The organism is Streptomyces sp. NPDC025784 (assembly GCF_055558435.1).
In genome coordinates this window covers 35504-55907 of record NZ_JBVHMN010000027.1, presented here as the reverse complement: position 1 = coordinate 55907, position 20404 = coordinate 35504, and the positions used below count along the sequence as shown (strand labels likewise).

19 protein-coding genes are annotated in these 20404 nt (G+C 70.8%); 8 read left to right on the top strand and 11 right to left on the bottom strand.

Annotated elements, in window-relative coordinates:
• Nucleotides 1–563: 563 nt before the first annotated feature.
• From ACZ4IF_RS40445 to ACZ4IF_RS40435, 3 genes are all read left to right on the top strand, one after another.
• Nucleotides 564–1475 (top strand): YihY/virulence factor BrkB family protein, encoded by a 912-nt coding sequence (locus ACZ4IF_RS40445; protein WP_467572944.1) that lies wholly within the window; start codon nucleotides 564–566, stop codon nucleotides 1473–1475.
• A 311-nt stretch (nucleotides 1476–1786) separates the two neighbouring features.
• Nucleotides 1787–2284, top strand: a complete 498-nt coding sequence (locus tag ACZ4IF_RS40440; RefSeq protein WP_467572941.1) for a sortase — start codon at nucleotides 1787–1789, stop codon at nucleotides 2282–2284.
• Between the two features lie 108 nt (nucleotides 2285–2392).
• On the top strand, nucleotides 2393–3085 hold the full coding sequence (locus ACZ4IF_RS40435; RefSeq protein WP_467572939.1) for a class F sortase: 693 nt from the start codon (nucleotides 2393–2395) through the stop codon (nucleotides 3083–3085).
• Nucleotides 3086–3145: 60 nt separating this feature from the next.
• Here the strand turns inward: ACZ4IF_RS40435 and ACZ4IF_RS40430 are convergent, their stop codons facing one another.
• Both ACZ4IF_RS40430 and ACZ4IF_RS40425 read right to left on the bottom strand, forming a co-directional pair.
• A complete protein-coding gene (locus tag ACZ4IF_RS40430) occupies nucleotides 3146–4069 on the bottom strand; it encodes an aminoglycoside phosphotransferase family protein (RefSeq protein ID WP_467572937.1) in 924 nt (307 codons plus the stop codon).
• Between the two features lie 326 nt (nucleotides 4070–4395).
• A complete protein-coding gene (locus ACZ4IF_RS40425) occupies nucleotides 4396–5874 on the bottom strand; it encodes an MFS transporter (protein WP_467572933.1) in 1479 nt (492 codons plus the stop codon).
• Between the two features lie 457 nt (nucleotides 5875–6331).
• Here ACZ4IF_RS40425 and ACZ4IF_RS40420 point away from each other — a divergent pair, with 457 nt between their 5' ends.
• Nucleotides 6332–7348, top strand: a complete 1017-nt coding sequence (locus ACZ4IF_RS40420) for a GlxA family transcriptional regulator (protein WP_467572930.1) — start codon at nucleotides 6332–6334, stop codon at nucleotides 7346–7348.
• 269 nt (nucleotides 7349–7617) lie between these two features.
• Here the strand turns inward: ACZ4IF_RS40420 and ACZ4IF_RS40415 are convergent, their stop codons facing one another.
• Nucleotides 7618–10341 carry a multifunctional oxoglutarate decarboxylase/oxoglutarate dehydrogenase thiamine pyrophosphate-binding subunit/dihydrolipoyllysine-residue succinyltransferase subunit gene (locus ACZ4IF_RS40415; protein WP_467572926.1) on the bottom strand — a complete coding sequence of 908 codons (2724 nt, stop codon included), beginning with the start codon at nucleotides 10339–10341 and terminating at the stop codon, nucleotides 7618–7620.
• 355 nt (nucleotides 10342–10696) lie between these two features.
• Between ACZ4IF_RS40415 and ACZ4IF_RS40410 the strand changes: the two genes are divergently transcribed.
• Nucleotides 10697–11152, top strand: coding sequence for a DUF6884 domain-containing protein (locus ACZ4IF_RS40410; RefSeq protein WP_467572923.1), 456 nt, complete (start codon nucleotides 10697–10699; stop codon nucleotides 11150–11152).
• A gap of 40 nt (nucleotides 11153–11192) precedes the next feature.
• Here ACZ4IF_RS40410 and ACZ4IF_RS40405 read toward each other — a convergent pair whose 3' ends face one another.
• The 5 genes from ACZ4IF_RS40405 to ACZ4IF_RS40385 all read right to left on the bottom strand — a co-directional run bounded on the left by ACZ4IF_RS40405 (nucleotide 11193) and on the right by ACZ4IF_RS40385 (nucleotide 15647).
• A complete protein-coding gene (locus tag ACZ4IF_RS40405) occupies nucleotides 11193–12272 on the bottom strand; it encodes a sensor histidine kinase (protein ID WP_467572920.1) in 1080 nt (359 codons plus the stop codon).
• Entirely contained in the window at nucleotides 12265–12960 is a 696-nt protein-coding gene (locus tag ACZ4IF_RS40400; protein WP_467572917.1) for a response regulator transcription factor, read from the bottom strand. The genes ACZ4IF_RS40405 and ACZ4IF_RS40400 overlap by 8 nt, the downstream gene beginning before the upstream one ends.
• Nucleotides 12961–13028: 68 nt before the next feature.
• Complete coding sequence (locus ACZ4IF_RS40395) at nucleotides 13029–13739, bottom strand: VanZ family protein (RefSeq protein WP_467572914.1); 711 nt, start codon at nucleotides 13737–13739, stop codon at nucleotides 13029–13031.
• A 118-nt stretch (nucleotides 13740–13857) separates the two neighbouring features.
• On the bottom strand, nucleotides 13858–14949 hold the full coding sequence (locus ACZ4IF_RS40390) for a TDT family transporter (protein ID WP_467572911.1): 1092 nt from the start codon (nucleotides 14947–14949) through the stop codon (nucleotides 13858–13860).
• A gap of 293 nt (nucleotides 14950–15242) precedes the next feature.
• Nucleotides 15243–15647, bottom strand: a complete 405-nt coding sequence (locus ACZ4IF_RS40385) for a hypothetical protein (RefSeq protein WP_467572908.1) — start codon at nucleotides 15645–15647, stop codon at nucleotides 15243–15245.
• A gap of 231 nt (nucleotides 15648–15878) precedes the next feature.
• Here ACZ4IF_RS40385 and ACZ4IF_RS40380 point away from each other — a divergent pair, with 231 nt between their 5' ends.
• Nucleotides 15879–16322, top strand: a complete 444-nt coding sequence (locus ACZ4IF_RS40380) for a universal stress protein (protein WP_467572905.1) — start codon at nucleotides 15879–15881, stop codon at nucleotides 16320–16322.
• A 78-nt stretch (nucleotides 16323–16400) separates the two neighbouring features.
• On the opposite strand, the gene ACZ4IF_RS40375 is transcribed toward ACZ4IF_RS40380, so the two are convergent.
• On the bottom strand, nucleotides 16401–16706 hold the full coding sequence (locus tag ACZ4IF_RS40375; RefSeq protein ID WP_467572900.1) for a DUF3040 domain-containing protein: 306 nt from the start codon (nucleotides 16704–16706) through the stop codon (nucleotides 16401–16403).
• Nucleotides 16707–16939: 233 nt separating this feature from the next.
• Entirely contained in the window at nucleotides 16940–17638 is a 699-nt protein-coding gene (locus ACZ4IF_RS40370; protein WP_467572897.1) for an SDR family NAD(P)-dependent oxidoreductase, read from the bottom strand.
• Between the two features lie 97 nt (nucleotides 17639–17735).
• Here ACZ4IF_RS40370 and ACZ4IF_RS40365 point away from each other — a divergent pair, with 97 nt between their 5' ends.
• The gene (locus ACZ4IF_RS40365) at nucleotides 17736–18608 is read left to right on the top strand and encodes a helix-turn-helix domain-containing protein (protein WP_467572894.1); all 873 of its coding nucleotides are present in this window, start codon (nucleotides 17736–17738) and stop codon (nucleotides 18606–18608) included.
• Between the two features lie 203 nt (nucleotides 18609–18811).
• On the opposite strand, the gene ACZ4IF_RS40360 is transcribed toward ACZ4IF_RS40365, so the two are convergent.
• The gene (locus ACZ4IF_RS40360) at nucleotides 18812–18997 is read right to left on the bottom strand and encodes a hypothetical protein (protein ID WP_028799905.1); all 186 of its coding nucleotides are present in this window, start codon (nucleotides 18995–18997) and stop codon (nucleotides 18812–18814) included.
• Between the two features lie 232 nt (nucleotides 18998–19229).
• Here ACZ4IF_RS40360 and ACZ4IF_RS40355 point away from each other — a divergent pair, with 232 nt between their 5' ends.
• Nucleotides 19230–20381, top strand: coding sequence for a glutathione-independent formaldehyde dehydrogenase (locus ACZ4IF_RS40355; RefSeq protein WP_467572890.1), 1152 nt, complete (start codon nucleotides 19230–19232; stop codon nucleotides 20379–20381).
• Nucleotides 20382–20404 lie beyond the last annotated feature (23 nt).

Genomic DNA, 20404 nt, shown 5'->3' with positions numbered 1-20404 from the left:
CCCCGGCGGCGAGCGGCCGCCCGCCACACGTGGCCATGCCTCGATCCCCGGCCGGAGCCCGGGTAGCGGACCAGCGGGACGCCTACGACCGGAGCCGCCGATGACCACCGTCGCACGACCAGGCACCACCACCGTCCCGGACGAGGCGGGCCGCAGGATCACCGACCGAGCCGCCACCGGGGCACTGCCCGCCCACCGCCTCCCGGCGGCCCGGGGCTCGGCCACCGTGCGCGGACGTCGGGCGGCGGTGGCGCGCGGCACCACCCTGCCGTACCCGGTCCCGTTCGCCCCCACGGACCGGACGCCGGAGCGTCACGGTACGGGCCGGACTCGCATTCGGCGGCAGAGCTCCCGCACAGACCGACGTCACGTCGGCGGCCCGCCGGGTCCTGACGTCATGTGCCCCGCGCCGAACACCCCGGTCGCGCGTCCGCGTCCGGCCGGAAGTGGTTTGGACACCGCCGCGGACCGGAAGACTCACGTGTCCGGGCCCGAGGCCGCCACCGCGCCCTGCTCCGTGCACACTCCCGTCCCCGTCAGCCACCGACCGCACCGGGTGCCACATGTCCGCTGAACCGCAGGCCGAGAACGGCGGCAGGACCCGTTCACTGACCCAGCCCCTCGGGAGCCTCCGGGTACCCGCCTCGTGGTGGCCCGCCTTGCGGCGCACTCCGGTGTCGATGTGGCGCGACGACATCTCCGACTACGCCGCGGCTCTGACCTACTACGCCATCCTGGCCGTACTGCCCGCCCTGTTGGTCACCGTCATCGCGTTCGGCCTGATCAGTCCGGACACGGCGGAGGACTTCATCGCCCATGTCACCGCCTACGCCCCGGCCCAGTCGGGAACCGAGCTCCACGACGTGCTGGCGAGGATGCTGCGGAACGACTCGACCACATGGACGCTGCTGTGCACCGGCACGTTGAGCGCCCTGTGGTCGGCCTCCAGTTACCTCGCGGTGTGCCGCCGCGCACTGCACCGCATGCACCGGGTGGCGGACCGACGCTCGCCCTGGCGCAAGGCTCACCGCATCGTGGTGACCGCGCTCGCCCTGCTCGGCCTGCTCGTCGTCAGCGCCCTCGTCCTGCTGATGACCGGGCCCGTCGCCGAGCAGGCGGGCCGCTACCTGGGATTCGACGCCACGTTCGTCTGGGCGTGGGGCCTGCTGCGCTGGCCGTTCCTGCTCTGTCTCGTGGCGCTCCTGGTCGTCGTCGTCTTCCACACCGGACCGGCACCGGCCCGCCGCCGGACGCGCAGCCTGCCCGGCGGCATCCTGGCCGCCGCACTGTGGCTCACCGTGTCCGCCGGCTTCGCCCTGTACGCCTCCGTCCTGAGCGCCTACAGCAGGCTGTACGGCTCACTGACGGGCGTCGTGGTCTTCCTCATCTGGCTGTGGCTGTCCAACCTCGCTCTGCTGGCCGGCGCCCAGTTCACGGCCGAACTCGACGAGGCGTCAACCGAGCTCCGCACATGACGTGATGACGGTGTGTCGTCCACCGCGCCGAGGTGTGCCTGTCCGCACCGGCCGGGCCATGACGTGTGGACCCCGCGCAGGTCGTTAGCCCATCCGCTCTCTCGCGGTGATTCCTCCCCCTGCCCGGGTCTCCGCTCCGGCGACCTGCATGAATGCGCCCGCGGGAACAGTGACTACGCCTGCCCGGGTGACGACTCCACCGCCATCTCCTGTTGCGGAGCTGACGGAGTGTCGGTTGCCTCGACGGTGGAGTGGAGCAGTACAGGGGCGCCGCGCAGACAGGCCGGCCACTGCTCCGTTGGAGGATTCCCTTGCGAAACAAACACGTTGGCGTCGGCATCGGCGTGGTCATCGGGATCGTGGCTCTGCAGGGACCGGCCGCCTTCGCGTCCGGTGACTCGGATCTCGACATCCGCTCGGGTGACGCCTCTCCGGGCTCCACGGTCACGGTCACCACCACGGCCTGCGGCCCGGACGTGGACTACGGCAAGGGCGAGTCGGAGGCGGGCGGGTCGTTCCACATGTTCGAGGGCGACCGCAAGGGCGAACTCAAGGGCGAGTTCCAGATCCCGGAAGGGCAGGACCTCGACACCGACACCGACACCGTCACCGTGAAGTGCCCGCCACGGACCAAGCTCACCGACACGTACGAGATCGCCGGCCTCGCCCCGGACGGCGCCATCGAGGCCGGCTTCGGAGACGCCCAGGACACCGACACCCAATTCGCCGTGGGTGGTGCGCTGCTCGCCGCAGCCGCCGCCGGAGGCCTCATCAGGATGCGTCGCCGCGCGCACGGCGACCGATACTGACAGCCCAGCCCCGCCACACCGGCCTGGTACCGTTCGCGCGCCGGAGGCCGGACGACGAACACCACCCGGCCGCAGGCAAGCGCCTCAACCGCTAGGGAAACCCGGCACATGGCAAGCGCGTCCCCCCGCAGGTTCGTCCCACCGGTCCCCTCTGTCACGTATCTCGCCGTGGCCCTGGTGACGGGCAGCGCCCTGGTGATCGGCGCGATGTTCGACAGTGAGCCACCGCGGCCCACGGCCGGGCAGGCGTTCTCGACACCCTCGGCGGGCATGCCCGGCCGTACCGCTCCGCCAACACTCCTGCCCGTCCAGCCGCTGCCGCCCGCGAAGCCTGTCCGGCTGCGCATCCCCGCCATCGACGTGAACGCCCCCATGACGAAGCTGGGTCTCGACAAGGCGGGGGCGCTCGAGCCCCCGCCCCCCGGGAACCCCAACCTGGTCGGCTGGTACGGCAGAGGCACGGCGCCGGGCTCGACGGGCACCGCGGTGACCGCGGGGCATGTCGACATGCGCAATGGCAGCCCCGGCGTCTTCTACGATCTCGGCGCCCTGGCCAAGGGCGACACGATCGAGATCAGCCGGGCGGACCGGCGCACGGCCGTCTTCACCGTCGACGCCGTGGAGATCTACGAGAAGAAGAAGTTCCCCAGCAAGAAGGTCTACGGCAGATCCGGCCTGCCCGAGTTGAGGGTGATCACCTGCGGCGGATACGTGAAGCGCAGCGGCTACCAGAGCAACGTCGTGGTCTACGCGACACTGACCGCGGTGAAACAGCCGAACGGCCGCTTCATGGCTGGTTAGGCGGCCCGTTTCCCGGCAGGGCAGGGGCCGGGTATCAGGCGTCCGAACTCCTCTCGTGCCTCAGCCGACGAGAGCCGCGGTGATCTGGCGGGTGGTCTGTGCGGCGACCCGGGGATCGACGGCGGCGTAGGTGGTGTAGGCGTTCAGGCCGGTCGCCAGGGCCCAGCCGCGGCCCCGGGTCCAGGTCGCCTCGTCCACGCCGAGCGCGGTACGGAAGACCGCCCGGCTCGCGGCCGACATCAGAGTGAAGGCGACGGTCAGGTCGCAGGCCGGGTCTCCCCTGCCGAGCCCGCCGAAGTCGATGACCGCGCTGAGGCGGCCGTCGACGGTGAGCAGATTGCCCGTGTGGAAGTCGCCGTGGAACCAGACGGGAGGCCGGTCCCATGCGGGGGCGCCCAGCGCCGCGTCCCACAGCGCCGTCATGGCGTCGGTGTCGAAGGCATCCTCGACCCGCGCGATGGCGGCCCGCGTCGCGCGGTCCCTGTCGGCCAGCGATCCGCCGGTGAGGTCCTGACCGCCGTCTCCCGCCGGAATGTCCCGGGGCGCGAACCCCTGAAGGGCGGTAAGGAACCCGGCCAATTCCACGGCGGCCTCGTACGAGTCGGCCAGGGCGTCGACGGTCGCCACCTCGCCGTCGAGCCAACGGGACACCGCCCACGGCCACGGGTATCCGAAGGCGGGCCGGCCCACGCCCACCGGCTCCGGGACCGCCAGCGGGAGGTGCGGGGCGAGCCGGGGCAGCCAGGTCGACTCCTTCAGGGCCTGCCCGACGGCTCCGGCGTGGCGCGGCAGCCGCACGGACAGATCCTCACCCATCCGGTAGATCACATGGTCCGAACCGGCCGGGTCCAGCAGCGTCAGGGGCAGCCCGGCCCACTGCGGGAACTGCGCGTCCACCAAGCGTCCGACCAGCGAGGCATCGATCCGGGGGCGGGCCTCCGCGGCTCCGGGACGCGACTCCGCGGCTCTTCCGTCCGTCGCCAAGCACAGCTCCTGCCGTCGGCCCACCTCGCACGGCGGGCGGTCGAGCCCATCCCAGCGTGCCGCATCCTCGCCTGTCGACCGAATTCCCCGGCACCCACGGCCACTCGGGCGGCGCGCCGGCGGCGGACGCGGGCGTCGGGCGCCTCGTGACGGCTCGTCGCGTCCTGCACGGTCGCGTCCGGCACGGTCGCGTCCTTCAGTCCGCCGGGCCGGCATGGACTCGTACCAGTCGGGGGGGGGGGGCCCCCCGCGCCCCCCCCCCCCCGGGGCCGCCCCCCCCCCCCCCCCCCCCCCCCCGACGGTATCGCCTCGGCCCCGGCGCGCGGTCAGGCCGCCGCCGTGCCGGGTATGCGCTCGCGCACCATCCCGTACAGGACGACCGACACGGCCATCACGCCCGCCGCCGTGAAGACGCCCGGGGCCCAACTGCCGGTCGCGTCCCGCAGGACACCGCTGACGACCGGGCTCGCCACCGCACCGATCTCGGCCACCAGGTTGAACAGGCCGAAGAGCGAACCGCGGTGTTCCTCGTCGGCCAGGTCGCCCAGGATGCTGTGGACGATCGGCTGGAGCGCGTTGAAGAAGAGACCGGAGCAGAACAGGATCACGCCGAGCAGCAGCAAGGACGGCTCGCCGTCACCGAGCAGGCTCACTCCGAACGCCACCGCGAGGACGGTGTGCACGGCCGCGCAGATCACGGCGAGCGGCTTGCGCCCCTTGCCCGCACGGACGCGCCGGTCGGCGATCCAGCCGCCCACGGGGAATCCGAGGATGCCCGCGCCGGCGTTGAACGCCGCGGTCAGCGCCGCCGCGCCGAGGCTGCTGTGCGCACTCTCCGCGACGATCTGCACCGACCAGAAGGAGAAGAACCACAGGTTCCACATCACCGCGACGAAGGAGAGGCAGATCAGCCACACGTCGCGGCCAAGGAGTTGAGCCGAGCGCCCGGTGCGCACGATGCCCCGGATCACCAGCGTCACCATGACCAGGAAGAGAACCCCTGAACCGACCGCGGTGAGCCAGTCCGGCCAGCCGAACTCGTCCGCGAGCAGGAACAGCGCGACGATCGCCACGGCCGCGGGCACCGAGTAGGCGACCAGGCGCAGTGCGGGCGGGCCCAGGCGGAGCGGCCGGTCACCGCGCGCCCGGAAGTACGCCCAGGTCGCGGCCGCGACCAGGAGCGAGACGACACCGAAGACGAACAACGGCATGCGCCAGGCGCCGCCGCCCATCCCCCGGTCGCCGCCCCAGTCGATGAGGTGCGGGGTGGCGACGATGCCCACGGTCAGACCGATCGACAGGCCCGACAGGACCACGCCGAGACCGATCGTGCGGCGCGCCGGCGGCGTGTGCGCGATGACGAGAACGCGGTCGTTCGAGTAGAAGACGCCCTCGCCGAGACCGGTGAGCACCCGGGCCACGACGAACCCGATCAGTCCGCCGGTGACCCCGGAGACCAGCGTCAGCAGGCCCGCCCAGAGCAGGGAGACGACGAGCATCTCGCGATGGCCGTAACGGTCGCCGAGGCGGCCTCCCGCGTACTGCGTGAGCATGTATCCGGTGAAGAACATCGAGCCGATGAGACCGCCGAGCGTCGCCGGGTTGGCGGCGTCGCCGATGAAACCGGCCTTGTTCTCGATCATCCACGAGATGACCGGTCCGGTGACCGTGCGGTCCGCGTAGCTGATCAGCCAGCCGGCGAGCAGGAAGCCCCACAGATGAGTGTGGTGACCGGTGAACACCGGACGGTCCCCACGTGGGGCGGACGCGTCGGTGGAGCGGGTGGGTGCGGCAAACTCCGTCATGCGTCTCCCTTGACGCCGAACCGAACGAGTGGAAAGCGCTTGCTAAGATCGCAGCAGCGCCCTCGGAGGTCAACCGTTGACTTCTTCGAAGATCGGCGCTTTCATGCAGGTCACCTCCGGTCGGCGAGCGTCCTTGGCGCCGGCACCAGCGGAACCCTTTGCGATCCGTGGCGTGCCGCGCGTGTCCTGGGAGGCTGTGCCTCCCAGCTGGTAGTCAGCCGGTCGTGGCTTCCGCAGGGCGCAGGGCGCATGCTGAGACACGGAAATCCGACGAAACAGCGGTCCGGGGCAGGGCACGACCTGCCCCTCGCCTCCGAGGGGAACGCACCGGCCGGCTTCTCAACGGCCGTTCTGATCCACGCCCTTGAGGCATGTGTCCGCGGGCTGCCGTCGAGCACACTGTGGGCGGCGCCTCGTCGGTCCAGTGTCCGCAGCGCGCACGGCCCGGAGGCATCCCATGAAGCGCACGAACCCGGGAACGGGTCCGCTCACCGTGACCGTCCTCGTCTTTCCCGGAGTGCGGCTGCTCGATGTGACCGGCCCCATCGAAGTGTTCACGACGGCCAACGAGTTCGGCGCGCGCTATCGGGTGCGGATCGTGTCCGAGGACGGCGCGGAGGTGGTGACCTCCGCGGGCACACGCCTCAGCGCCGACCTCGCCGTCAGCGATGTGCGTGAGCCGTCCGATGTCCTGGTGATCCCCGGCGGCCCGGAATGGGAGACGCTGAGCAAGGACGACGCCCTCCTGGACGTCATCCGGCACCTGAACGAGACGAGCCGCTGTACGGCATCGGTGTGCACGGGCGCGTTCCTGCTCGCCGCGGCCGGACTTCTGAACGGCCGTCGTGCCGCGACCCATTGGCGCCATTCACAGCAACTGGCGTCTCGCTACCCATCGGTGCGGGTCCGACCGGACGCCATCTTCGTGCGGGACGGGCAGATGTTGACGTCGGCAGGTGTCAGCGCCGGTATCGACCTGTCCTTGTCGCTCGTCGAAGAGCATTACGGTGCGGACGTCGCTCGCTCGGTCGCCAAGGACATGGTCGTCTTCATGCAACGGCCCGGTGGCCAGTCCCAGTTCAGTGTCCACTCCCAGGCGTCACATGTGCACCATGAGATGCTCCGCGGCCTGCTGGAAGCCGTCACCGCGAATCCCGGAGCCAACCACACGGTGGCAGCCATGGCCCGTAGGGCGGGCATCAGCACCCGGCACGTGACGCGCCTCTTCCACGAAGAGGTGGGAACCACTCCGGCCCGGTATGTGGAGCAAGTCCGGCTGGAGGCAGCCCAGATGCTGCTGGAGACCGGCGACGACGCTTTGCCGGTGGTGGCGCGGCGCACCGGATTCGGATCGCCCGAGTCGCTCCGCAGGGCCTTCGTGCGCCATCTGGGTGTGACACCGGGTGCGTTCCGGGCCACTTTCCGGACGACCGGCGCGGGTGCGAAGAGTCCGGTGGCCGCGACGACGGCGTGAGCGCGGCCTGACCGGGCGGCGCCCGCGACGACGGCGTGGGCGCGGCCTGACCGGGCGGCGCCCGCGACGACGGCGTGGGCGCGGCCTGACCGGGCGATGCTCCGTCGACGTGGTCGGGCGACGTGGTCGGGTGGTCCCATCGGACCCTCTGTTCCGATGACAGGTCCACTCACCTGGAGAACTTCGGCTTCTCGCGAGGAACCGATCGCCACCGCGGCGCGGCTGTCCATGCGTGCCGCGCCGCTTCACCCCCGAGGCAGGTGGCGCGGTCAGCGGAAGGCCGACACCACGAGATCCTTCTGTTCGCCGACGTGCCGCCCCGCAGATCCCACCGCGGGGGCTGCCGCCGGCGGTCGGCTGACGCAATCGACGGGACGGTTCGCCGACCGCTGCACACGGGGCCACACGAAGGTCCACGCCCCTTGGTTCTCCGGCTCCTCCTGCACCCATCGCACCTCGGCATCGGCGGGAATGCGCGCGAGTTCCGCGGCGAGCTCCTCCTCCGGGAACGGGTAGAGACGCTCCAGGCGCACGATCGCGGTGTCCTGCCTGCCGGACTCGCGCCGGTGCGCGTCCAGGTCGTGGAAGACCTTGCCCGAGCACACCAGCACACGCCGGATCCCGGCGGCATCCTGTGTCCGGTCCGGCACGACCGGACGGAACGCGCCCCTGGTGAGTTCCGTCAGCCTGGAGGTGGCCGCCTTCGACCGCAGCATCGACTTCGGGGTGAAGACGATCAGTGGCCTTCTGCGCTCGCCGAGCGCCTGTTGCCTGAGCAGATGGAAGTAGTTGCCCGGCAGGGAGGGCATGGCGACGGTCAAGTTCTCCTGTGCGCACAGCTGGAGGAACCGCTCGATCCTGGCGGAGGAGTGGTCGGGCCCTTGCCCTTCCAAGCCGTGCGGGAGCAACAGTGTCACCCCGGAACTCTGCCCCCATTTCTGTTCGGATGCAGAGATGTACTCGTCGATGACCGTCTGGGCCCCGTTGGCGAAGTCGCCGAACTGGGCCTCCCACAGCACCAGCGCCTCGGGCCTCGCCAGTGCGTACCCGTACTCGAAGGCCAGCGCTGCCAGTTCGGACAGCGTCGAGTTGTAGGGCGCGAAATCGGCGGCCCGCGCGCCGAGTCGGTTCAGCGGTGTGTGCTCCGTGCCGGTGCGCCGGTCGGTGAGCACGGCGTGCCGTTGACCGAACGTGCCGCGGCGGGAATCCTGCCCGGTCAGCCGCACCGGAATCCCGTCCAGCAGCAGGGAACCGATGGCCAGAGATTCGGCGGTGGCCCAGTCGATCGCGTCCGCATCCAGCATCGCGGCGCGCTTCTGGAGCTGCGGAAGGACGCGCGGATGCACGCTGAAGTCTCCCGGCAGCGCCGTCTGGGAGGCGATGACACGCCGGGCGGTCGTCTCCGTGATCGCGGTCGCCTGCGCAGCCGGGGAGCCGGTCGCACCCCGGCCGTCCGCGGCCCCCACGGGCTCCCGTGGGCGCGGCACCGACCGCGCCCGTGCCTCGGCGAAGGCCCGGTCGAGGTGCCCCCGAACGTCCCGCAACGCGCCTTCCACCTGCCGCTCCCCGACGTCCCCTCGGCGGAGCAACTCCTCGGCGTACAGGGCGCGCACCGAAGGCCTGGCGTCGATGCGGTCGTACATCGCGGGCTGCGTGATGGACGGGTCGTCGACCTCGCTGTGGCCATGACGCCGGTAGCACAGCAGGTCGACGACGACGTCCTTGTGGAACGCCTGACGAAAGTCGAAGGCGAGGCGTGCGACCCGGAGCACGGCCTCGGGGTCGTCTCCGTTGACGTGGAAGACCGGGGCCCCGACCGACCGTGCCACGTCGGTGGCGTAGGTGCCCGAACGCCCTGCGACGGGCGAGGTCGTGAAGCCGATCTGATTGTTGATGACGATGTGGACCGTTCCGCCGGTGCGGTAACCGGGGAGCTGTGAGATGTTCAGCGTCTCGGACACCACGCCCTGTCCGGCGAACGCGGCGTCGCCGTGGACGACGATCGGCAGCACGGGGAAGGATTCGCTTCCGTCCGCGGCCCGGTCCTGCTTGGCCCGCGCCACTCCCTGGGCCACAGGCCCCACGATCTCCAGGTGCGAGGGGTTCGCCAGCAGGGAGACGGCGATCGTGCCGCCGTCCAGGGCACGGTAGGTGCCTTCCGCGCCGAGGTGGTACTTCACATCGCCGGATCCCGCGTCCGAGCGGATGCCCGCGGCATCCTCGAACTCGCGGAAGATCTCCGCATACGGCTTGCCGACGATGTTGGCCAGAACGTTGAGCCGGCCCCGGTGGGCCATTCCGATGACCGCCTCCCTCACTCCGTGCCCGATGGAGCGGAGCAGCAGGGCGTCGAGCAGCACGACGGCCGACTCGCCGCCCTCCAGCGAATACCGTTTCTGCCCCACGTACTTGGTCTGCAGGAACGTCTCGAAGGACTCGGCCGCGCCCAGCCGGTAGAGGATGTGCAGTTGTTCGGCGACGTCCGGCCGGGCCTGGGGCGCTTCGAGCCGCTGCTGGACCCAGTGGCGTTCCCGGGAGCTCTGGATGTGCATGTACTCGGTGCCGACGGTTCGGCAGTAGGAATCCTGCAGAACCTTCAGCACCTGGCGAAGAGTCATGGTGTCCGCTCCGGCGAATCCGTCGACCACGAACTCTTCCGGCAGATCTTCGGCCCCGAGTCCGAATGCCGCGATGTCGAGCTCCGGATGAGCGGCCGCCCGCCCCGCCGCTAGCGGGTTCGTGTCGGCCGCCAGGTGTCCACGCGCCCGATGGGCATCGATGAGCGCGGCGACGCGGACGGCTCCGGCCGCCGCGCTGACGGCGCCGTCCTGCGCGTTCGCCGCGGCCTCGGGCGGCTCACGGCGGGCCGCCGGGAGCGGAGAGGAGAAGAAGTCCCTCCAGGTCCTGTCGACCGATCCGGGATCGCGCAGGTATCTCTCGTACTGTTCGTCCACGATCCATTCGTTGATACCGAATTCCGGTCCGTGCAGCACTGGCTCACCAGCGCATGGTTGCGATGCCACGGTGTGGATCGCCTTCTTTCCTCTTCGAGAACGACCTGGGGCGATCACGGCCGGAGTCCCGGTGGTCACTCGTCGTGCACGGGGGCTTCGCCTCCGCCGCGCAGCTGCCGCGGGCTCGAGCCGTCCGGTTCGTGTCGCGTCTCCGACGCTAGGGCTTCACGGGGGCCGGGAGAGATGCCCGGGAATGCCATGAAAGCGTCACTTCAGGACATGGCGGCAACAGGACGATTTCCGGGTGGAAGGCTGCTGCCGGGCGCTTCCCCGCATCACCGGTCCATGGACCATCCACACCTTCGACGTCACCCGCGAACAGGCAGGACCAGGCATGACAGCGAACGACCGTCCCGACCTCTTCCGTCCAGAACTGGTCGTCATTCCGTGCGGCAGTCGGAAACTGGGGCGGCGCGCACGGGCGGCGGACATGTATGTCGGCTCCTATCACCGTGCGTGCCGCAAGACCGCTGACGCCCTGCGGCCCGACCGTCTCCTGATCCTCTCGGCACGTCACGGCCTGCTCGACCTCGACGACGTGATCGAACCGTACGACACACCCCATGGAGCAGCAGACGCCGTCACCGCCCAAGTCCTCCTGGAACAGGCGGCGCTGCGCGCCGTCGTGCTCGTCGACCCTGTCGTGGCCCTCGGCGGCGCGCGCCATGTCGATCTCGTCCGCACCGTATGGCCACACGCCCACACCCCGCTGGCCGGCACCCGCGGCATGGGTGAGCAGATGGCCCGACTCGCGGCACTTCGCAAGGGGCACGATCAGTATCCGACCTGAGTTCGTCTGCGCCCCGTACGCGCACCGCTCGGGGCGATGCCTACGGTGTGCCGGGGAGCCGGACCGTGACGAGGAGACCGCCGGCGGGACGGGATGTGAGGTCGAGGGTCCCGTCGTGGGCGCGGACGACGCTGTGCACGATGGCCAGGCCCAGGCCGACGCCGGCGTGCTCGTCGGTGCGTGCGCGTTCCGTGCCGCGCTGGAAGGGTTCGGTGAGGGTCGGTACCAGTTCCGGTGGGAGCCGCGTGCCCGTGTTCTCGACCCGCAGCACGCTCGTGTCGCCGTGCTCCTCGGTGTGGACCGTCACGGTGCCGCCGGAGGGGAGGTTGTGGACGATGGCGTTCTGGACGAGGTTCGTCACCATCCGCAGCAGGAGTTCCGCGGAGCCGCTGGTCCGGGCGGCCCCGCCGGTGACGTCGAGCGTGATCCGGCGCTGTTCGGCCAGAGGAAGCAGCGTTTCGGTGGCTTCTTCGGCGAGGAGGGAGAGGTCGACGCCGGCGCGGGTGAAGTGTCCGCGGTCGCCGCGGCTGAGCAGCAGGAGTGCCTCGGTGAGGTCGATCGCCCTGGTGTTGACGGCGTGCAGTCGTTCGATGAGTTCGCCCCGGTCCCGTGTGGGGTCCTTGCGGGCGACGTCGAGGAGCGTCCGCGAGATCGCGAGCGGCGTGCGCAGTTCGTGGGAGGCGTTCGCGGCGAACCTCCGCTGCTCGGCTACGTGCGACTCGAGTTGTTCCAGCATCGTGTCGAACGCGTCGGAGAGTTCCCGGAATTCGTCCTGGCGGCCCTGCATGCGGACCCGGTGGGACAGCGACCCGCCCCCCGCCATCCGTGCCGCATCGGTGATCTGTGTGAGCGGCGTGAGCATCCGGCCGGCCAGGATCCACCCCCCGACGAGGCCGAACACGAGCAGGAACGCCATCGCCAGGGCCGCGGCCGGGGCGAAGGTGCGGACGAGGAGGTAGCGGTTGGGCGAGATCCCGAGAAGACCCTTGGGGTTGTCGGGTACGTAGCGCAGCAGGAACACCCACACCACGGCCAGCAGGAGAGCTCCGGCGACGGCGAGGAACCCGGCGTAGCTGAGGGTGAGTTTCAGTCGGACGCTGAGCCCTGGGCGTCTAGGCATGCGTGCTGCCCGGGCGGGCGCCGTCGGGGCGGGCGTCGATGCGGTAGCCGACACCCGGCACCGTGGCGATGATCCATGGTTCGCCGAGCCGTTTGCGCAGTGCGGAGACGGTGATGCGTACGGCGTTGGTGAGGGGGTCGGCGTTCTCGTCCCAGGCGCGTTCCAGCAGTTCTTCGGCGCTGACGACCCCGCCCTCGGCGGCGACGAGGACTTCCAGCACGGCGAACTGCTTGCGGGTGAGCGCGACGTAGCGTCCGTCGCGGAAGACCTCTCGGCGGAAGGGGTCGAGCCGGAGGCCCGCGATCTCACGGACCGGGGGCCGGGCGTGCGCGCGTCTGCGGTCGAGCGCCCGTAGCCGCATCACGAGTTCTCGGAGATCGAACGGTTTGGTGAGGTAGTCGTCGGCCCCGAGTTCGAACCCGGAGGCCTTGTCGTCGATCCGGTCGGCGGCGGTGAGCATGAGGATCGGGATGCCGCTGCCGGAGGCGACGATGCGCCGGGCGACCTCGTCGCCGGAGGGGCCTGGGATGTCACGGTCGAGGACCGCGAGGTCGTAGGAGTTGACGCCGAGCAGCTCCAGGGCGGCGTCGCCGTCGCCGGCGATGTCGGCGGCGATCGCCTCCAGCCGCAGACCGTCACGGACGGCTTCGGCCAGGTAGGGCTCGTCCTCCACGATCAGTACGCGCATGTCCGAAGCCTAAGCAGCACCGCATATCGCCGACGTATGCGAGGGCGCGTGCGCGCCGGACACGCGGCTCAGCCTGCCGGCGCCGGCACGGGGCGAGGCCGGTCCGCCGGCGCCTCCGTCGTGGTGCGCCACCAGCGGCGCGAGGCCAGCGCGGCCAGCAGGGCACCGGCGGCGTTGACCAGTACGTCGTCCACGGAGGACACCCGGTCCAGGCGCAGGACGTACTGTGCGGTTTCGACCAGGACCGAGCAGCCCGCCCCGAGCGCCAGGACCCGCGGCGCGGATGCAAGCGCCGCGAACCGCATCGGGGCGAAGAACCCCAGCGCCGCGAAGATCAGCAGGTTGCCGGCGATCCCGAGCGGCCCCATCGTGATCAGGTCCCGCAGCGGGACCAGGCTCACCCGGGCGGGGGCGGTGCCGGCCGCGGCGCCCGGCATCATCGTCAGCCATACGAGCGGCACCGTCCCGTGGACCATGCCCACCTCGGCACACGACGCGCGCCACGCCCACTCCGACGGGACGCCGTGGGCACGCCGACGACGCGCCAGAGCCCACACCACCAGCGCCGCCGCCGGCAACGCCACCAGCGTCATGAGCACCACACCGTTGAAGGTGTCGAAACAGCCGTGCCACCGCCCGGCCCTGCACATCGGAACGGACATCATGAGCGGTCGCCGCACGACGAACACGGCGCTCGCCGAGCCCAGGACCGCCAGACTCAGGAGCACGATCCCGCGCGTGCGGCGGGGCGGTGCCGTTGGGGATGCGTCGTTGTTCACGCCCTCATTGGAGACGGGGGGCCGTTGCGGTGGCGTATGCGATTTTCGATACGCCCGCGATACACGGACTTCCGGGATCGCAGAACCGGCGCAAGCCTGCGTCGAGTCGGTCCTTCCGCTAGGCGGTCCGGCGCACCATGTGCCTGGCGGCGTGACGGAGGGAGTGGACCACGACGACTCCCCAGGCGACGACGAGGAGCGCATAGAGCGCGACGGCCGGCGACACGAACAGTTGCGATCCCGTGCGCCCCGCGAGGGTACTGGTGGCCGTCACACAGGCGCCGACCGGAAAGATGAAGGACCACCAAGTGGGCGCGAAGGGCAGTCCGCTCCGGATCGTGCGAGCCGTCAGCCCTGTGGCGAGTGCCAGCCACAGCATGGCGAAGCCCCACACGGCCACTCCGCCCAGCAGGGCGAAGACGCCGGCGCCGCGCGCGTAGGGCGCGTGCAGCGCGCTGGGAGCCACCGCGGCCAGCGCGCCGAGCGCCGTCACCGACTGGCCCAGCGCGCCCAGTCCGATCCACACCGTGGGCACCACCGCTCCCGTGGGCACCTCGTGGTGCACCAGGCGGCCGTAGATCATGGCCAGCACCAGCAGCGCCGCGACGAAGCCGAGCCCGAGCATCGCGTAACAGCCCAGCAGCAGCGCGAGGCGCGGCTGTCCGGCCGGTGCGTGGGGAACGAGCAGCGCGCCGGTCGCGGCGGAGACCATCGGCGGCACCACCGGCATCAGCCAGCCGCCGAACGCCGCGTCGGGCTCGAAGCGGTGCCGGGTGACCATCAGGTAGGGCACGGTGCAGGCTGCGACAAGACCGAGCACCGTACCGAGCGACCACAGCACCCAGTCCACGGCCAGCGCCGCGCCCGCTCCGATCAGCGGAGGGCCCAGCAGCAGCGTCCCCGCGCCCACGGTGAGGAGCGCCATCGGCGGTGCACCGAAGAACTGGGCCGTCACCGGATCGCCGACGTGCACCCGCAGCGCCCGCTGACCGAGGTAGCGCACGGTCAGCAGGATCAGCAGCAGCGCGGCGCCCAGCCAGACCACCGTGGCCGCGGTCCGCAGGCCGTGGGAGCCCCGCGGGAGGGTGACCGCCGCGTTGGCGACGATGCCGGTGCCCATCACGGCCGCGAACCAGCTGGGGCCGAATGCCGGACGCGTCTTTCGGTGCACCGTCGGCGGCGAGGGGCGGGCGGACAAGGAGGAATTCATGATCCGGACCCTATGGTCGGGTCGGGGCCGCCCTGTCGATCATGTCCCGAAGTGAGGGGCCCTGAGCACATATCGAGCGACCGCCGCTGCCCGGCCGGGCCTGCACGCCGCCTGGTCGAGCCGGCGAGCGACGTCGCTCGCATGTCCGGCGGGGAGCACGAGCACGACGTCGAGCGACCGAGGAAGGGACTCGGGCCGGTCACCGCGCTCGCTCGGACGACGGCTTCAGCACCCGCCTCGGCGGAGACCGCACCGGACCGGCCGGCCAGTCGCCGAGGCGGGCGCTGCGGACCTCAGGCTCCGGCGCTCCGACCGTCGTGCTTGAAAGAAGCGACCAGGGAGGCGACCAGCGCGGTGACCACGAGGCTCCCCACCATGACCATGCCCACGCCGACCATGAACAGGCCGCTGGAGTCGTCCGACCAGTCGACATAGGCGGCAACGGTCAGACCGATCGTCGTGCCGAGCACCGAGGCCGCGACATGGCCCCGGGACGCGGCCCAGTACACCGGTGCCAGCAGAGTCAGCACCAGTCCGATCACCTGCCACGCCTCGTACGGGCCGGTCGTGCTCCCGTCCGGTCGCACGTCCCGGTGCTGGTCCCAGCCCAGCCATGCGGCCCACAGGGCCGGCGTCACCCCGGCCGACACGACGACGGGTATCAGGTGGTTGAGGGATTTCATCAGTCCTTCGCGCATGACCCCAGCTTTCCGGCCCGCCCCTGCACCGACCAGAGCGCACGTACTCAGCTCCACCCGAGTACGTGCGCCATGGTTCCTCCCTCCGATGGTAGGCACCGCGTCCGGTAAGCCGGGTGGATCCTGCTCTGTCGGACGCCCTTCTGTGGCGCCGCCGAGCGGAGTCACGCAGCGTGAGAGGGGGTGGGCCGACGAATCGTGGAGTCAGGGGGGACGTGAGAGGTGGAACGCATGAGCGGGGAAGTCTCGGGGCCGCGGATCGTGGTCGGCGTGGACGGATCACCGTCGTCGCACGCGGCGCTGCGCTGGGCCGTGCGCTATGCCGGTCTCGTCGGCGGGGCCGTGGACGCGGTCGGCGCCTGGGAACTCTCGGGGATGTACAACTGGTCGGCACCGGTCGTCGACACGGATTTCGACGAGGCGGAGGCACGTGAGCAACTCGCCGGGGAGCTGCGTGACGCCCTCGGCGCGGACGCGGCCACCTCGGTCCGGGCGCTGCTGGTCCGCGGCAACGCCGCCGACGTACTGCTGCGGGCGGCCGAAGGAGCGGAGGTGCTGGTGGTGGGCAGCCGGGGCCGGGGCGGGTTCACTCGCGCCCTGCTGGGATCGGTGAGCCAGCACGTCGCGCAGCACGCGACCTGCCCGGTCGTCATCGTGCGTCCGGAGAGTTCGTGAGGCAGGGCTCCCGCTTCCGGACAGGTCGTCGGGCAGGGACGGCTCGGCCGTGCGGCACAGGCCGCGTCGCCCGTCCGGTCACAGGCTGCGTCGACGGGACGAGGCGAACAGCCACGTCGCCGCCAGCAGCAGGGTGACGGCCCACACCGCGGCGAACGCCACGGTGACCAGCGTCTGGGACGTCGCTATGCCCGTGATCATGAGGGACAGCGACAGGAGGCAGAGCAGGCCCAGACCACGGCCCGAGCCGATCCCCCGCAGCACATGCCTCCGGCCGACGGCGAGCCGGCGCATCCCCAGGTCGGTCGCCTCGTCCTGTCGCAGCAGCCGCTCCAGCCGTGCGAGTACGCGACGCTCATGTTCCGAAAACGATGACTTCTCCATGAACCCGGCGCACCTCTCCGTAGGCCGGCGGTCCGATCGCCGATCCCGCGGGGTCCGAGTCCCCCGTTTCGTCGGCCCCATGCGATGAGCGCGCCCGCTCCCGGGCGCCGGCCAGGATCGTGGTCGGGTGGCGGCCGAGCGCTGCGGCCCCCGCGAGCCCGCGCGCCTGTTTCGGCCCCTGCCGGGTGGGGACGGCGTGCTCGGCGGGTCGGGCCTGTCGCCGGGGTGCCGGGTCAGGACCAGTCGATCGGGCCGGTGCGATCGATGAAGCGTCCCGAACCGGCTCCGGGGCCCTCGGTGGCGAGACGGACGATCGCGTCGGTGCCCTCGGCAAGGGTCTGGGGGCCGCTGTGGCCGTTGAGATCGGTCGCCGTGTAGCCGGGATCGGCGGCATTGACGCGGATGTCCTTGAACGCCTTGGCGTACTGCGTCGTCAGCATGGTGAGGGCAGCCTTGGAGGCGGTGTACAGGGGGGCGACGACGGAGGACTCGGCGCGCGACGGGTCGTGGGTGAGGGCGAGCGATCCCATACCGCTGCTGACGTTGACGACGACCGGGTCCGCGGACCGGCGCAGCAGCGGGAGGAAGGCGGTGGTCGTCCGGATCACGCCGAAGACGTTGACGTCGAAGACGGCCAGCGCTTCCGCACCGGTCAGGTCGCCGGGATCGCCGTGCGGACCGTGGACGCCGGCGTTGTTGATCAGGACGTCGACCAGGCCTTCGTGCGCGGCGACGTCGGCCGCCGCTGCGGCGACCGACGCGTCGTCGGTGACATCGATGCGGACGTGGCGCGCGCCGAGCGCGGCGGCCGCCTCCGCGCCCCGTTCCGGATCGCGGGCCCCGATGATCACGGTGTGGCCGAGTGCGACGAGGCGGCGGGCGGTCTCGTGGCCGAGCCCCTTGTTGGCTCCGGTGATGAACGTGGTGGTCATGCGTCGATCGTCCCCGGCGCGCGGGTGCTCTGCCAGGGACGCTCCGACCGTAGGAACGGCAGTACCACGGTCACCGGAGGTGGGGCAGGATGGACGGATGGCGACGAACGAGGAGGCTGGGCTGGGCCCGACGATCCGTGCCTGGCGGGAGCGGCTGTCCCCGGCCGCCGTGGGGCTGCCGACGGGCCGGACGCGCCGGGCGGCGGGGCTGCGTCGCGAAGAACTCGCCGAGCGAGCCGGGCTGTCCGTCGACTACGTGGTGCGCCTGGAGCAGGGGCGGGCCACGGCGCCGTCGGCCCAGGTCGTCGCCTCCCTCGCGCGCGCACTGAGCCTGACCGCCGCCGAGTGTGAGCATCTCTACCGCATGGCCGGGCTGGTGTTCCCGGGCGACGAGCCGATCCGCGACCGCATCCCGCCGGGTGTCCACCGCGTGCTGAACCGGCTCGGAGACGTCGCGGTCGCCGTGTTCGCCGCGGACTGGCAGATGATCTGGTGGAACCCGGGGTGGGCGGCTCTCGTGGGCGATCCGGCGGCCGCGCCGCCCGAGCGGCGCAACTTCGCCCGTGAGCGGTTCCCGGTCGGTCCGGACGCCGGACGTGTCTCCTCGTGGCCGGTGCTCGTGGAGAACCAGGACGGTTCGGACCTCGCCATCGTGTCCGACCTGCGCAGGGCGACCGGTCGCTTTCCGCATGACGCGCGCCTGGCGGAGCTGATCAGCGTGCTGACCGAGGGCAACGCGACCTTTGCCCGGCTGTGGTCGAGCGGTGCGGTGGCAGCACACCGCGAGGACCGCAAGACGATCGAGCATCCGAGGGTCGGACCCGTCGAGGTGGACTGCGATGTGCTGACGGACGGCGATGCGGAACTCAAGATCGTGATCTTGACCGCACGGCCCGGCAGCGCGGACGAGACCAAGCTGAAGCTGGCCATGGCCGACGGCCTCGGAAGCACACCCGCGCCCACGGTCTGAGCGCGGCTCCCGTCCCCCTCGCGAGCGGTCCGCCAAGTGGTCCGGCCGCCAAGGGCTCCGGCCGCACGGAGAACTCAACTCCGGCGTCGGACACGGCAGTCGGTGGGGTGCCGCGGCACGGCGTCAGCTCGTGTCAGGCACGCGGCGAGGCGGCGAAATCGCGGACGCACTCCGCCACTTCGAGCGCCTCGGAGGGTCCGCCGTCAGCGATCGACGATGTCCTCGCGGCCCTCGGCGAACTCCCACCAGGCCAGGGGAAGCCAGTCGCCGCCCACGAAGGCGTCGACGGACGAGCCACGGCCGGTGATGGCCACGGGCGTCCCCGGCGGGTATGTGGTGCCCGACAGGCCGGGCACGGTGACAAGCAGGGTCCCGAATCGCTGAGTCACTTCTCTCGTCCTCCCATTCGGCACGAGGTTCGGCGCGAGGTTGAAATCGGCACTTCCGTCCCCTCGAAGATAGCTGGCTTGTCTCATCCTCCCTATAGGGGGAGCATGAGAGTTGGGTCACGCGAGGCGAACGGCCGCGAGAGTTTCTACGGCCCGTTCGCACAGAGCTACGTTCGGTTGACGGCCGTTTGCCTCCAGCAGCGAGCACGCATCGTTTATTGGAGGTGTCGGCATGAAGGCTGTCGTCTACAAGGGACCGTTCGAAGTAGCGGTGGAAGAGGTCGAGAAGCCTCGGATCCAGCACCCGAACGAGGTCATCGTACGGGTGACATCCACCGCGATATGCGGCTCTGACCTGCACATGTATGAGGGTCGCACCGCCGCCGAACCGGGCATCGTCTTCGGTCACGAGAACATGGGAATCGTCGAGGAGCTCGGCGACGGCATCACGTCCCTGAAGAAGGGCGACCGTGTGGTCATGCCTTTCAATGTGGCCTGCGGATTCTGCAAGAACTGTGTGGCCGATTACACCGGATTCTGTCTCACCGTGAATCCGGGCTTCGCCGGTGGCGCGTACGGATATGTGGCCATGGGGCCATGGCCCGGAGGTCAGGCGGAATACGTGCGCGTACCGTACGCCGACTTCAACTGCCTGAAGCTGCCGGAAGGCACCGAGAATGAAAAAGATTTCATTCTCCTCGCGGACATCTTCCCGACCGGCTACCACGGCAACGAGCTCGCCCAGGTCTCTCCGGGCGAGAGTGTCGTGGTGTACGGCGGCGGCCCCGTGGGGCTCATGGCCGCGTACTCGGCCATGCTGCGGGGCGCGTCGAAGGTGTTCGTGGTCGACCGTGTCCTCGAACGGCTCCAGAAGGCCGAGGAGATCGGCGCGATCCCGATCAACTTCGCCGAGGGCAACCCGGTGGAGCAGATCAAGGAGCACACCAACGGTGAAGGCACGGACAAGGGCATCGATGCGGTCGGCTATCAGGCCATGGCGAGGCCCGAGGGCGCGGACGAGACCCGCGAGGAGCCCGCGGCCGTCCTGAACTCGATCATCGAGACCGTCCGGCCGACCGGAGCGCTCGGCATACCCGGGCTCTACGTGCCGTCCGACCCGGGCGCGCCGGACGAGCAGTCCAAGCGCGGCCGCCTCATGGTCGCAATCGGCAAGCTCTTCGAGAAGGGTCTGCGTCTGGGCACCGGGCAGTGCAACGTGAAGCGCTACAACCGGCAGCTGCGCGACCTCATCATCTCGGGGCGCGCGCGGCCGAGCTTCGTCGTCTCGCACGAGATGCCGCTGGACCAGGCACCCACGGCGTACGACAAGTTCGACAAGCGCATAGAGGGCTACACCAAGGTGATTCTGCACCCGGGGCAGTAGCTCGTAGGTGACGGCCGCCCGTC